Annotated in this window: 12 protein-coding genes; all 12 read right to left on the bottom strand. The window is 70.5% G+C overall.

Going from position 1 to position 13,917, the window contains the following annotated elements; genetic code table 11:
* The coding region (locus AC1D15_RS05855; RefSeq protein ID WP_477825263.1) for a glycosyltransferase at positions 1-983 on the bottom strand (983 nt) is incomplete at its 3' end.
* Positions 967-2,061, bottom strand: a complete 1,095-nt coding sequence (locus AC1D15_RS05850; protein WP_477825262.1) for a glycoside hydrolase family 99-like domain-containing protein — start codon at positions 2,059-2,061, stop codon at positions 967-969. The genes AC1D15_RS05855 and AC1D15_RS05850, both read right to left, overlap by 17 nt.
* 3 nt (positions 2,062-2,064) lie before the next feature.
* Positions 2,065-4,794, bottom strand: a complete 2,730-nt coding sequence (locus AC1D15_RS05845) for an oligosaccharide flippase family protein (RefSeq protein WP_477825261.1) — start codon at positions 4,792-4,794, stop codon at positions 2,065-2,067.
* Positions 4,791-6,056, bottom strand: a complete 1,266-nt coding sequence (locus tag AC1D15_RS05840) for a glycosyltransferase family 4 protein (RefSeq protein WP_477825260.1) — start codon at positions 6,054-6,056, stop codon at positions 4,791-4,793. The genes AC1D15_RS05845 and AC1D15_RS05840 overlap by 4 nt, the downstream gene beginning before the upstream one ends.
* Entirely contained in the window at positions 6,043-7,377 is a 1,335-nt protein-coding gene (locus tag AC1D15_RS05835; RefSeq protein WP_477825259.1) for a hypothetical protein, read from the bottom strand. The genes AC1D15_RS05840 and AC1D15_RS05835 overlap by 14 nt, the downstream gene beginning before the upstream one ends.
* A complete protein-coding gene (locus tag AC1D15_RS05830; protein WP_477825258.1) occupies positions 7,377-8,321 on the bottom strand; it encodes a glycosyltransferase family 2 protein in 945 nt (314 codons plus the stop codon). The genes AC1D15_RS05835 and AC1D15_RS05830 overlap by 1 nt, the downstream gene beginning before the upstream one ends.
* 10 nt (positions 8,322-8,331) lie before the next feature.
* Positions 8,332-9,072 (bottom strand): exosortase-associated protein EpsI, B-type, encoded by a 741-nt coding sequence (epsI, locus tag AC1D15_RS05825; RefSeq protein WP_052211248.1) that lies wholly within the window; start codon positions 9,070-9,072, stop codon positions 8,332-8,334.
* The gene (gene xrtB / locus AC1D15_RS05820; RefSeq protein ID WP_465111084.1) at positions 9,069-9,911 is read right to left on the bottom strand and encodes an exosortase B; all 843 of its coding nucleotides are present in this window, start codon (positions 9,909-9,911) and stop codon (positions 9,069-9,071) included. Before xrtB ends, epsI begins: the two co-directional genes overlap by 4 nt.
* An 85-nt stretch (positions 9,912-9,996) precedes the next feature.
* Positions 9,997-10,881: a polysaccharide biosynthesis tyrosine autokinase gene (locus AC1D15_RS05815; RefSeq protein WP_465111085.1), complete on the bottom strand. Its 885-nt coding sequence runs from the start codon at positions 10,879-10,881 to the stop codon at positions 9,997-9,999.
* Between the two features lie 24 nt (positions 10,882-10,905).
* Positions 10,906-12,363, bottom strand: coding sequence for a chain length determinant protein EpsF (epsF, locus tag AC1D15_RS05810; protein ID WP_477825257.1), 1,458 nt, complete (start codon positions 12,361-12,363; stop codon positions 10,906-10,908).
* A 22-nt stretch (positions 12,364-12,385) separates the two neighbouring features.
* Positions 12,386-13,279 carry a polysaccharide export protein EpsE gene (gene epsE, locus AC1D15_RS05805; RefSeq protein ID WP_082004124.1) on the bottom strand — a complete coding sequence of 298 codons (894 nt, stop codon included), beginning with the start codon at positions 13,277-13,279 and terminating at the stop codon, positions 12,386-12,388.
* Positions 13,280-13,305: 26 nt separating this feature from the next.
* Positions 13,306-13,917 (bottom strand): peptidyl-prolyl cis-trans isomerase (locus AC1D15_RS05800; protein WP_477825256.1); only part of this gene is annotated, 612 nt, incomplete at its 5' end.

The following is a 13,917-nucleotide window of genomic DNA, read 5'->3' as shown; positions in this document are numbered from 1 at the left end:
CGCCACAGGCCGGCCGCGTCGTGCGGCGCGCAGAACGCGATGCCGTCGTCGTCGAAATAGTGGTCCAGCCCGCCGGCGCGCGTCGCCACCACCGGCACGCCGCGCGCTGTCGCCTCGAGCACCGCGGTGAGTCCGGAGGCATGCAGGTTCTCGTGCAGCGGCACGACGACCAGATCGGCCCAGCCGTAGTTCGCGACCACCTCGGCCTGCGTCATCGGATGCGCACTGATGTTGGGCTGCGCGAGTCGCGCCGGGAAATGGCTCGAGCCGATGCGCAACTCGACGCCGTCGCGCCCGCCCAGCGCCTGCGCGAGCGTCTCCCAGTCGCGGTGCCGGTCGTTGCCGAGCGCCAGCACGTGCAACGGCCGCGTGCCGTCGAGCACCGCCTGCGGCCGCTCGGTCGCGATCGGGTAGCTGTCGAGCGAGATGCCGAAGTCGACGATCACCTGCCGCTCGCCGAGGTCGAGCTCGCGGGCGCGCACCATGTTCAGCGGCGAATGGAAGGTGGCGGCCTCGGCATCGCGCATCAGCCAGCGCACCAGGCGCCGCCGCACGCCCGACCAGCGGCTCCATTCGTCGACCAGCCAGATCGACTGCGCGACGATCGGCGCGCTCGGCACGCCCAGCCGGCGCAGCAGCCCGACGCCCAGGTGCTCGTACTCGGTGTGGGTCCAGATCACGTCGGCACGGTCGGGCCGCAGCAGCGCGCGGTTCGCCCACACATGCCGCAGCTCGAAGCCGAGCAGCTTGCGCAGCGCCCGGTCGACCAGCCCGAGCGCGCCCGGCCAGGTCGGCGTCGCGCGCGAGAAGCTCAGGCTGCAGCCCTGCTGCAGCGCATGGTGGTAGCCGTAGGGCGTCGCGTCGGGCACCTCGCCGCGCGCATGGCGCTGCGACCAGGCGACGACGTCCAGGTGCCGCGGCAGCAGCACCGTCACGCGCAGGGGGCCGGCGGCGGAGGCAGTGGCTTCAGGGGACGAAGACATCCTGAATCCTCTCCAGGTACTGCATGCCGAACTTCTTGGTCGGCTCGATGATCGAGCCCTCGCCATATTCGTTCCAGCAGCACAGCACGCCGATGCGCTTGGTGCGGTCGGGGTTGGCGTCCATCACCGCCTTGCCGGCGCGCAGGTGGGCCTCGAAGCTGGCCGGCGTCGACACCGAGTCGTCGTGCCCCGGCTGCTTGCTGCCGCCCCAGGGCCGGCGGTCCCAGCCGGCCGTCATCGGCAGGAAGTACGGCAGCTTGCTGTTCTTGACGATCCAGTTCCACTGCATCCGGTAGTACTGGTCGAGCTCGGCGTAGCTCTTCGAGTACGGCGTGATCGTCGAATCCTCGCCGGCGATGCCGAAGTGGTAGTTGTAGGCCGAGATCGCATCGAAGCCGCCGTTGAACGCATAGTCCTTCACCCAGAACTGCGAGGCCACCACGCCGAGCACGAAGTAGATGCCGGGCAGCCCGGCCGCGCTGGCGCGGGCCCGGGCGCGCGTCAGCATCGCCGCAGTCGTCGTCTGCATCGCGGTCGCCTGCGCGCGGAACACGTCGGGCGAGAACACGAACATCACCGGCTTGTTGTCGATGCGCAGGTACTCCGGCCGCTTCATGTGGTTGGCGATCCAGAAGTCGACCAGCGCATCCCACTCGGCCAGCGTCTTCGGCTCGGCCGTGTGGTTGGCCCACATCAGCGTGTACTTCACCTTCGAGCGCTGCGCCGAGGCCTGGTAGGCGAGCACCGCGGTCTGCGCCGCCGGCTTCGCGTTCTCCCAGTACCAGTCGAAGATGATGAACGAGATGCCGGCGTCGGCCATCCAGCCGATCTGCCGGTCCAGCGTGACGGCCTTGTCGTCGCGGTACCAGCCGAGCATCGGCTCGCGGTCCTGCGCGAACGGCTTGATCGACGACCAGGTGTCAGGCTCGGACGGACCCTTCACGCCCGGCGACCAGCCCGGGTAGTAGTACATGCCCAGCTGGTACGGCGAGCCGGCCGGCCAGGCCGACCAGGGCGCGGCCCCGCAGGCCAGCGCGAGCAACATTCGAAGAAGGAAACCGCGGATGCCTGCGTTCATGGCTCATGCTCCCAGTTGAACGGCGAGGGCCGCCGAGGCCAGTTGCTCGACCGCCGGGCGGCGCGCGCGGATCTGCGCGCGCGTCACGTCCAGCGCGTCCAGGCGCGCGCAGACGCAGCGGTACAGGCTGTCCGCCTCGCAGACCTCCAGCGGGCTCAGCAGCGATTCCGCGCCGAGCCCGAAATGGCGCAGCGCGCCGGCGAACTTGCCCTGGTACTCGACGGCCACCACCGGGATGTCGCGGCCCAGCGTCGCGATCATCAGGTGCATGCGCCCGGTCAGAACCAGGTCGAAATGCTGGCAGCACTGCTTCACGTCGGCCGCGGTGTACGGGCCCTGCGCGAGCAGCACGCGCGGCTGCACCGCTGCCGGCAGCCGCGAGAACACGTCGGCCAGCATCTCGGGGTCGCTCGCGTGCGGGCGGAAGTCATGCGGCACCAGCACCACGCGGGCGTCGCGCTCGGTGACCAGCCGCGCGATCGCGGCCGCCGAGGCCGACACCGCCTGGTCGCGCTGCGCGGCCGTCAGCAGCTTCAGCGAATGCGGCGACAGGTTCCACGCGATCACCGGGCCCGGGCGGGGATCCTGTTTCAGCCAGGTGGCGACGCTGCGCTCCAGTTCGCTCGCCGGCGACGGCTCCAGCAGGAAGCCGAGGTCGGCCGTCAGCTTCACGCGCTCGCCCACCAGTTGCGCGACCCGCTCGCGCGACACCGCATCGCGGCACAGCAGCGTGACGCCCTGCGGCAGCTTGCGGAACGCGCCGGCCATCGCCGGGTCGGGCCGGTCGTTGAAGCTGAAGCTGCAGACCATCGCCGGCACGCCGCGGCGCGCCGCGAAGCCCGCCACCTCGAGGCGCAGCATCGATTCGAAGCGCGAGTAGAAGCCGTCGAGCACGTCGGCGCCGATCACGATCAAGGCGCGCGCCTTCGCGAGCTCGTTCGCGACCGCACCGGCCTGGCCGAGCCGGCCCCACAACGGCATCGCGGTGAAGGCGACGTCGCCGCCGACCGGCATGTCCACGCCGGGCCGGCACAGCACGCGGGCCGATTGGATGCCGGCCTGCTTCAGCAGCGAGGTCAGCCCGCCGACCAGCGCCTGGTCGCCGACCGAGCCGATCATCGAGTACGCGTCGGCGATCACGATCACCACCTCGCCCGGTTTCGCCGGCTGTGCCGCGAACGGGCGCGCCAGCCACATCAGCAGCCGGTAGGCGCGCACCATCATCCCGTCGTTCAGGCGCACCACGCCTTCGAGGAATCGCACGCCGGCTGCGCCCACGGCGCCGGGCAGCCGCGACACATGCTTCAGCAGCACGCGCGGCATCAGCGCGACGATCAGCAGCGCATACAGCGCGGCGCTGATGCCCAGGCTCATCACCGATCCGACAACGGGGTTGACGCGGCTCTGCGCGAAGTTCGCGATGGCGAAGCCGACGGCGGCAGCGAGAACAGCGGCCAGCACCGGCTTGGCGATCTGACGGATGATGGGCATGGCAGGGATCTCCAGGGAGAGTCGGATGACGCGGAAAATGATGGGCACTGCCGCCATCTGGCCGAACAACAGGCTGGCGGCAACGCCCGCGGGCCCGAAGGGCAACAGCAAGGGCAATACCAGGAAGCTGCAGGTGCAACGCACGATCCCGACCTGCACCATCGCGCCGGCTGCACCGGTGGCTTGCACGGCCGACGAATACAGCAAGGCGATGGTGCGCAATGCACCCAACAGGCACAGGATCTGGAACGGCGCGACCGCGTCGTGCCACTGGCCACCGAACACGGCCGGCACCAGCACCGCACCGGAACCGGCAGCCAGCAGGAAGGCCGGCACGATGAAGGTCGCGGCCATCAGCGAGCGCGTGGCGATCGCATCGAGCAAGGCCTCGCGGTCGACCTGCGCGCGCGCGAACACCGAGATCGATGCATCCCACAGCGGTGCGGCCAGCAACTGCGTCGCGGCGAGTTGCGCGCGGGCGGCGAGCGCGTAGTTGCCGAGCAGGGCGAGGCCCATCTGGCGGCCGACGACGAGTTCGACGACGCGCGTCTCGGCCAGGTCGAGCAGCTTGACGAAGGTGATGCGCGCCGAGAAGCCCGACAGGTCGCGCAGCGCGCCGCGGTCGAAGGCCCAGTGCGGGCGCCAGGTTTCATGGCGCCACAGGATCACGGTGCCGGTGACGTGGAAGCACAGCTGCTGCAGCACGAAGGACCAGACGCCCAGCCCCATCAGCGCCGCGACGATCGCGACCGCGCCGCTCAGCAGGTTGGCGGTGGCGGTGCGGCGCGCGAGCGTGCGGTAGTCGAGCGAGCGGCGCAGCAGGCCGGCCGGCACCGCCGACAGCGCCATCAGCAGGAACACCGGCGACAGCGCCATGATCACCGGCTGGATGCCCTGGCTGTCGAAGGCGCGCGCGAACAGCGGGGCACAGGTCAGCGCCAGCAGCGCGAGCACCAGGCCGCAGGCCATCGTGGTCCAGAACGCGGCGTTGATGTGCTCCGGGCTCAGCGCCGCGCGCTGCACGAGCGCATGGCCGAACAGCTGCTCGACGAAGATCTCGCCGAGCGTGAGGAACACCATCGCGACCGCGAACGCACCGAACTCGGCCGGGCCGAGCAGGCGGGCGAGCGCGAAGAACACGACGAAGGTGATGCCGCGCGCCGCCCAGTTCTGCACGTAGGCCCACATCGTGCCGCGCGTCGCCGACATCTTGTGCTGGCTGTCCAAGGGAACATTGCTCATGCGGCGACCTCGCTCAGCGAAGCCTTCACCGTCGCCAGCACGCGCTCGCGCCACGAGCGGGCCGAGAACGCGACGCCCGCGTGCTGGCGCGCCGCTTCCGACAGCCGCGCGCGCAGCGCGTCGTCCGACAGCACGCGCACGATGTGGTCGGCGAAGGCCTGCGCCTCGTCGGCCACCATCGCATGGCAGCCGTCGAGCGCACCGGTGCCCTCGACGCCGATGCGCGTGGACACCACCGCCGAGCCGGCGAGCATCGCCTCGACCGTCTTGATCTTCACGCCGCCGCCGCTGACCAGCGGCACCACGGTGACGCTGTTGCTCGCGTAGAACGCATGGATGTCGGGCACGAAGCCGCTGAACTCGATGCCGCTGCCGTCACCGGCCTGCGCCGTGAGTGCCGCCGGCGGGTTGCGGCCGGCGACCACGAAGCGCGCCTGCGGCATGCGCTCGCGCACGCGCGGCCAGATGTCGCGCAGGAACCAGGCCATGCCTTCCAGGTTCGGCTGGTGGCCGAAGCTGCCGGCGAAGCCCACCTGGTTCGCCACCGCCGCGCCGTGCGCACGCTGCAGCACCTGCTCGTCGGCCAGCGGCAGGCCCATCGACAGCGCGCGCGTGGCCGGGTTCAGCGCCTGCAGCACCTGCGCATCCTGTTCGGACAGCGTCAGCGCCGCGGCGAAGCGCGGGTAGTGGCGCGCCTCGTAGCGCGCCCAGGCGACCCAGTTCAACCAGTTGCGCGGGCCGGGCGCGCGCTGCGCCTGGCGGAAGCCCGACAGGCTGTAGGCGTCCTGCACGTCCATCACGCATGGGATGCCCTCGCACAGTGCGACGTACTGCGCCATCTGCGGGAACTGGATCCACACCACGTCGGGGCGGAAGCGCAGCAGCATCGCGCGCAACGCGGATTCCATCGCCGGCGTGCGGCACAGCCGCGCCAGCTCCGGCTCGCCGAAGGCGAGCGAACCGAGGCGCGCGCGCAGCACCGCGCTGCGCTCGATCCGCAGCGGCACGCTGTCGACCTCGGCGCAATGCGTCTTCAGGCTCGCGAGGTCGCGGGCCTCGCGTGGATCGGCATCGGCGCCGCCGGCACCGCGGAAGCCGAGGAACGCGACCGTCGCGACGCCGGCCAGCTCCTTCAGCTGGGCCCAGCAGAGGGCGGCACCGCCGTTGGCGGACGATTCACCGTAGAGGAAGGGCGCGAGCAGCAGCACGCGCGGGGCCGGGGCGGCCGTCGCCGCGGGAGCCGGCGATTCAGGCAAGTTCATGCGTGGCGAGGGTGGACTGGTACAGCGAAGGCGCGCGAGGCGGCGCGAAGACGGCGGCATGGCCCTGCATGAAACGGCCGAGCAGCGTGAAGACGAACAGGAAGAACACGACGATGTCGGGCTCGAAGTTGTACGGCAGGAAGAACGCGCAGACCGTGAAGCCGATCAGCACCGACCACTGGCTGCGGTGCACCCACAGGCCCGACAACATGCCGGCGATCGACAGCATGAAGAGGCTGCCCAGCGGCAGCCCCATGTCGAAGAACACCGCGAGGAAGCTGTTCTCGACGTTGTAGAGCGTGCCGCCGAACAGCGCGGCGCGCGCCCCCACCGTGCCCTTCGGGTAGCCGAGCCAGGCGTAGTCGTCCAGCGACTCGATCGCCATCACGAAGGACTTGTGGTGGCCGACCATCGACGGGTCGGTGCCGCTGAAGTTGAGCAGCGCCCAGCGGCTGACCGCGCCGTCGCTGTAGCTGTCGAGCAGCAGCAGCGCCACGCCCATCAGCGCGACCGACAGCGCGCCGGCCAGCACCATGCGCGTCAGGTTGGCCGGGCTGAACAGCACGCCGCCGGGCACGCAGGCCAGCACCAGCGCCGCGGTGCCCAGCATGATCGCGAGCCAGCTGCTGCGCGAGAAGGTGAGGGCGACCGCGAGCAGCGCGAACACCAGGGCCGCCACCACGACGGGGCTCGGCACCGGGCGCGGCTTGCGCGAGAACAGCACGCCGCCGACCAGCAGCGCATACAGCCCGAGCGCGAGGCCCAGCGAGTTCGGCCCGGTGGCCGGCAGGCCCATGCGCAGCCAGGTGCCGCCGGCGATGTACCAGGCGCTCGCGAGCGGGCCGGTGCCGGTGTCGTCGCCCATCAGCGTGCGCAGCAGCCGCGGGCTCAGCTCGACCGCGGCGAAGATGCCGAAGGCGGTGAACACGACGAGCAGGCCGCACCAGAAGCTCATGCGCAGCAGCGCGCGCACGTCGTCGTCGCTCGCGCGCAGCACGATGCCTTCGAGCGCCACCGCGAACAGCAGCGGCAGCAGGTAGATGCGGGCGTAGTACAGGCCGGGGATGTGGCGGTCGTCGAAGGCGGCGACGAACACCGTGGCCGAGATGGCTGCGATGCACAGCAGCGCCCACAGGTAGAAGCCGCGCGCCTTGAAGACATCGGTGCGGCTGATCGCGAACAGCACCAGCAGCAGCAGCAGCCCGTCGCGCAGCGGCGGGATGATGTTGGGCACGTGGGCCATGCCGAGCAGCGTCTTGCCGAACTGCGACAGCAGCGACACGAAGGCGATCAGGCAAAGCAGGCGGCCGGCCGTTCTCATCATTTCCACCACGCAGCGAACGACTGCTGCGCCGCGTTGAAGTAGCCGTTGCGCTTGTCGCGCTGCAGCGCGCGGCGTTCCGCGTTCTGCGACAGCACGGCGCGGCCGGCATGCGCCAGCGCCTTCGCCGAGAACACCACGCCCAGCGACAGCGCGAGCCGCGACGCCGCGCCGCGCCCGAAGTGCTTGGTGACGAACAGCAGGTACGAGCGCAGCGTGCGCAGCACGGTGGCGCGGCCGGCCCAGGCCTTGCCCGCGCCTTCGTAGTGCGTGACGGTCACGTCGGCGCGGTAGCTGGCGCGCAAGCCCAGCTGGCGCACGCGGCGGCCGTAGTCGACGTCCTCGCAKTACATGAAGAAGGCGTCGTCGAGGCCGCCGAGCCGCTCCCACACCTCGCGCCGCGTCGCGAGGCAGGCGCCGGACACCCAGTCGACCGACGGGTTCGATTGCGCATAGAACGCCGGGCGCGTCTGCACGCGGCGGAACACGTCGGGCGTGCGCCACTGTTTCTCGAGCCCGAGCCACGACAGCGCGATGCGCGCCGGCGTGTGCTCGAAGCCGACCGAGAACTGCAGCCGCCCGTCGCCGTACACCAGGTGGCAGCCGGCCACGCCGACATCGGGCTGCAGCGCCTCGTCGACCAGCGCGTCGAGGCTGCCGTCGCAGCGCGTGTCGTTGTTCAGCAGCAGCAGCACGCGGCCGCGCGCCTCGGCGGCGGCGCGGTTGTTGCCGCCGGTGAAGCCGAGGTTCTCGCTCGATTCGATGTAGCGGATGTCCGGCCGCGTGCGCAGGAATTCCTGGCTGCCGTCGACCGACGCGTTGTCGATCACGATGATCTCGGCGCTGTGGCGCGTGAACGCCGCGCGCGCGGTGTCCAGGCAGTCGGGCAGGAAGCGCAGGCCGTTGTAGTTGACGATGACGACCGAGACGTCGGGCGGGTTCATGGGCAGGCGCTCACGGGGCGGTGGCGGCGACGCTGGCGTCGGCAGGACTGTGGGACGGGCTCACCGGGCCGATCAGGAAGCGCCGCGTGCGCGGGTCGACCGACTGCAGCAGGTCGGCCATGAAGCGCTCCTGCATCGCGTAGGCCGGTGCGGTGTCGCTCGCGATCGTCGAGACGCGGAACAGCAGGCCGTCCGGGATCCAGCCGCGCATGCCCTGCTTCAAGCGCGACACCTGCTGCTGCATGCCGGACGGGATCACGTCGTCGCCGACGCGCATCCAGTAGCTGATCGGTTCGCTGCGCGGCCCGAGACTGGCGAGCAGGCGCTGCACCGGCACGCGCGTCGCGTCGGCCTGCACGGCGGCATGGCCGCCGCCGCGGATCTGGAAGCCCTGCGCCACGTAGCAGACCTCGGGGCGGTGCAGCTCCAGCTCGCCGGCCTGCGCCGCGCCGTACGCGATCGACAGCATCACCCGCTCGCCGGCCGGGCCCACGTAGGTGCGCGTCAGCGTCTGCGCATACAGCGTGTTCAGCAGCGCGACCTGCTGCGGGTTGATGACCTGCGCGACGGTGCCGTTGTCGACGCGCCAGCCGGCGAAGGCGCGCGGGATCGCGGTCTCGAGCTTCAGGTCGCTGCTCAGTGCCGCGAGGCGCGCGCGCGGCGTGAAGGCCTGGGCCAGCACGACGGCGCCGAGCATCAGCGCCAGCGCGGCCGCGGCCCGCTTCCAGCTCGGGACGAAGGCCGCGCTCATGCCACCGCCTTGTTGCGCACGCCGAGCCGCAGCAGCGAATCGGCGCCGGTGATCAGCAGCAGCGCCGCCATGAACAGCACCAGCCCGGCGAAGCCGTGCAGGAAGCCCTGGCCGGCCTCGTCGCCGAAGTGGTAGGTGATCAGCGTCAGCACCATCACGCGGATCACGTTGGCGCAGAAGCTGATCGGCACGATCAGGATCGCCAGCGCGACGTTGCGGAACACCGATGCGTGCCGCACCAGGTTCAGGTACAGCAGCCCGAGCGCCTCGAGCGTGAACAAGGTGTGCAGGCCGGCGCAGGCATCGGCCACCAGCAGCTGGTACTGGCCGATCTGCAGGATCACGCCGGTGCGGCTGATCGGGTAGCCGGCGCGGTACAGGATGTTCTCGGCCACGTACGACACCGCGAGCTTCATCGGCTGCGTCAGCGCATCCACCACCGTGCCCGGCAGCGGGATCATGAACAGCATGAAGAACAGCGGGAACCACAGCCGCTTCAGCGCCCCCGGGCCGCGCAGCAGCAGCCCCAGGCCGACCAGCATCCACAGCAGCGAGCCGATCTCGAGGATCAGGATGCCCTGCGAGCGCCCGAGCGCATAAGACACCGCCGCCACCAGCAGCAGCGGCCACGCGAGCCACGGCCGCGGCCGATCGCCCGGCACCGACATGGCGGCCGGCCACGCGCGCACCAGCAGCCAGATTGAGATGCCGAGCACGATCGGGCCGTGGCCTTGCTCGTCGGTGCGCCAGATGCCGTTCAGCAGGTCGAAGAAGCTCGGGCCGTACATCGCCAGCAACCCTGCCGCCGGCAACAGCCATGGCGTCAGCCAGGCTGCCATCGAGCGGCCACCGTGGAACCGGCTTTGCCGGGCCACTGGTGGCGCCCCCTCGGGGGGAGGCGCGGAGCGCTTCGGGGGGGACATATCAATAGTCGTTCAAGACCACGCCGGCCAGCTTGGCGGGGCTCTCGGCCAGGCTGGTGACCAGGTCCTGCAGGCCGTTCATGTGGCACTGGTTCTTGCGCGCGATCGCCAGCGCCGAGCCGCAGCGCGCCGCGATCACGCCGGCGTCGGCGCCGTACGACGCGGCCGGCGTGTCGACCAGCACGTGGTCGAACTTCGACAGCAGCTCGCGCAGCAGCAGCTTGAAGGCCGGCCGCTCCACCAGCTCCAGCGGGTTCGGCGGCGTCACGCCCACCGGCAGCAGGAACAGGCTCGGCAGGTCGGGCACCTGGTGGATCACGTTGGTTTCCTTGCGGCCGCTCAGCACGTTCGACAGCCCGGCTCCGTTCGCCACCGCGAACACCTCGTGCTGGCGCGGGCCGCGCATGTCGGCATCGACCAGCAGCGTGCGCCCGCCCAGCTGCGCCAGCGTCACCGCCAGGTTGGCCGCGAAGAAGGTCTTGCCGTCGCCCGGCTCGGGACTGACCACCGCCAGCGCCCGCTTCGGCTCGTTGGCCGAGAACAGCCGCATCATCAACTGGCTGCGGATCGCACGGAACGCCTCGGCCTGCTGGCTGAACGGCTGCACCGCCGCCACCAGTTCGCGGCTCAGGTCGCGCCGCTCCTCGGGCGCATACGGGTAGTGGAACTGCTGCGACAGCGCGTACAGCACGTCGTCGTCGCTCGCGAAGCCGAGTGCCACCGCCGCCTCGCCGAAGCGCAGCCGGTGCTGGCGCTGGTAGGCCAGCACCGTCTCGACCTGCTGCGACGACAGGTTCTTCAGGTCGGCAATGATGTCGCCGATGCTGCGGTCGTGCAGCGGCTGCGCGTCCTGCGCGCCGCCACCGCCGCCGCCGACACTGGCCATCCCGTCTCTCATGTTCGCCATGGCTCAGCGCCCCCTCGTGCCGTTGGCGACGGCCAGTTTCGTGGAAGCACCCGGCAGCCGCGCCAGCACCCGTTGCGGCAGCACGAAGCGCTGCTTGCCGCCCAGCAGCCGCTTGCGCATCGGCTGCGGAATGCTGCCGATCACCGGCAGGCCGATGGTGCGCACCAGGTCTTCCGGGCTGCGCACGCGGCGGTCGATCAGCTCGCGCAGCAGCGCGATGCCCACGGCCAGCATGCCGCCGAGGAACACCGCGACCAGCATGTTCAGCAGCAGCCGCGGCGACGAATGCCGGGCCGGCACCGACGCGCGCGTCAGCACCGAGATGTTGGTCTGGTTGTTCTGGCTCTCCAGGCTGGTCTGTGTCAGGCGCGCGCCGACCGCATCGTAGGCGCGCTGCGCGGCCTCGAGATCGCGCTGCAGCACCTGGGATTCGTCGCGCTGGTCCTTCAGCTTCAGCACCTTGCTGCGCTGGGCCTCGAGCGCGGCACGCACGTCGGCCTCGCGCGCCTTGTTGATGTTGTTGTTCACGCCCATGCTGCTGCTGACGCGGCGCACCTCGGCGTCGTAGCGCGAGCGCAACTCGTTGATGTTGGCCTTCAGCTCCAGCACCTGCGGGTTGGCGTCGCCCAGGCGGGTGCTCAGCTGCTGCAGCTGGGCCTCCTGGCGCGACAGGTCGGCGCGCAGGCCGCCCACCACCGGGTTGTTGATCACGTCGGGCAGCTGGTTCGGCGACAGCGCGGCCTGCTRCTGGCGGCTGGTCGATTCGGCGCTCAGCGCCTGCAGCGTGATCAGCTGCGTCGACAGCTCGTTCAGCTTGGCGTTCTCGACGTCGAAGCGCTCGTCGGTCGACACCAGGCCCTTCTCCTTCTGGTAGGTCGACAGCTTGGCCTGTGCCTTCTCGAGCGAATCGCGCAGCTCCTTCGCGCGGCTGTCGAAGAAGCTGCTGTACTGCTTGGCCGGATCGACGCGCAGGTCGAGGTTGGTGTCGATGTAGGCCTGCACGAAGGCGTTGGCCAGCGCCGCGMTGAACTTCGGGTCGGGCGAGGTGTAGCTGACGTTCAGCACGTTGCTCTCGCGCGAGGGCTTCACGTCCAGGTGCTTCTGCAGCGCCTCGGCCAGCCAGGCTTCGAACTCGCCGTTGCCGTCGGTGGCGTCGAGCCACTTCGCGCGGCTCTCGGCGTTCTGGTTCAGCTTCATGTCGCGCACCACGCGCTGGGCCACGCGGTCGCTGGTGATGATGTCGACCTGGGTCGACATGTAGCCCGGCGTCATCATGCCGGCGAGCACCATGCCGGCAATCGGGTCGGGCGACTTGACGTCGATCACGAGGGCCGCGCTGGCGGTGTATTTCTTCGGCAGCAGCAGGCTCAGGGCGAGCGCGGTGCCGAGGGTGAACAACAGCATCGCGAGCGCCGCTTTCCAGCGGGCCCGCAGGATGGACATGAATTGCGAGAAGGACATGGCGAGGCTCGCAGTGATGGGGTTAGAACAGGCTTTCGCGGATGTAGATCACGTCGCCGTTCTGCAGCGTGTCGTTCATCCCGGGCTGCAGTTCCTCGACGCGGCCTTCGCCGTTGCGCCGGTGCACGCGCAGCCCGCGCGTCGTGCCGCGCTGGGTCAGGCCGCCGCCACTGGCGAGCGCCTGCATCAGCGTCATGTTGATCTCGAGGCGGATCGCGCCGGGGCGTTGCACTTCGCCATAGATGTAAACGGTGGGCATGCGCTCGACGTAGAGCGTGTCGCCGTTCAGCACCACCGGATCCTGGCTTTGGGCGCCGCTTGCAAATAGTGCGGCAATATCGACCTGAAGGCGGTACGGCTGCCCGTTGCGGATACCGGTCAAGATGACAACATCGCTGCCGCCCGGGGCGATGCCGCCGGCCTGCGCGAGCAGCTCGCTCAGGCGCATGCCGCTCACGTCGATCGGGAAACGGCCCGGGCGATTGACCATGCCGAGCGCCGAGGCCTGGTTGCCGCGCACCTGCGTCACCAGCACCGTCACCTGCGGCTGCTTGACGAAATTGCCGGTGCGCAGGCCGTCGGCCAGTGCCTTCTCGATCTGCGGCACCGTGAGGCCGCCCACCGTCACCTGGCCGAGCAGCGGGAAGCTGATCTGGCCGGTGTCGGAGACGCGCGTCTCGATCGCGAGGTCGGGGTTCTGGTAGACCGCGACGCGCAGCACGTCACCGGCGCCGATCACGTATTCGCGCGGCCGGGTGTCGGGCGCCACGCCCGGTGCGATCGCCGGGGCGTTGCCGCTCACCACCGCCGCGGTCGTTGCGGGCGCGGGGGCCGTCTGCGCTTGCGCGAGGGCGGTTCCCCACGAGAGTGCGACCAGCGCGGCGGCACCGATCGTGCGCTGGGCAAGGCGTTTCATCGTCATGGCCATCGGGGGTGTTTGCATCACTTCAGGTTGGAGAGTCCCTTGTTGACGGACGACGCGTCGAGCGTGCTGCCCGAGGCGGCGGGGGCCGCGCCCGGGGTGGCGCTGGTCGCGGACACGTCCGCGGTCGGCGTCGTGACGACCACCGGCGGCGTGCCGTCGGCCGGCGCGGCGCCTGCGGCCTGCGCGAACTTGCCCTGGTACTCGATGCGGGCCACGGCGCGCAGCTGCTTCAGCTGCTGCTCMACCACCTGGCGCTTGCGGTCGACCAGCAGGTATTGCTGGATCGCGTTCTTCGCCTCGGGGGCGGCCAGCGGGGCGGACTTCACCGACACGATGGTCAGGATGCGCGCGCCGAGCGGTCCGGCGATCACGTGCGACTGGCCTTCCTTCAGCGCGGCCATGGGTGCGGCGGCCTGCATCGGCAGCGCGTCGGCGCCCTGCGTCAGCTGGCGCGTGCCGAAGCGCAGGCCGGCAACGCGCAGCGCGGCGGCCACGTCATCGGCATTCTTCGCGGCATCGAGCTGCGGCTTCAGTGCCTGCTGCTGCGCCGGCGTCGCCTCGACGGCCGTCTCCACCAGCGAGTAGACGCGGCGCTGCGCGAACAGCTCCGGATGGGCGTTGTAGTAGTC

This window comes from Rhizobacter sp. P2_H2 (assembly GCF_056403375.1).
Note: the sequence above shows the minus strand (reverse complement) of the source record. Positions and strands in the feature narration are given on the sequence as shown.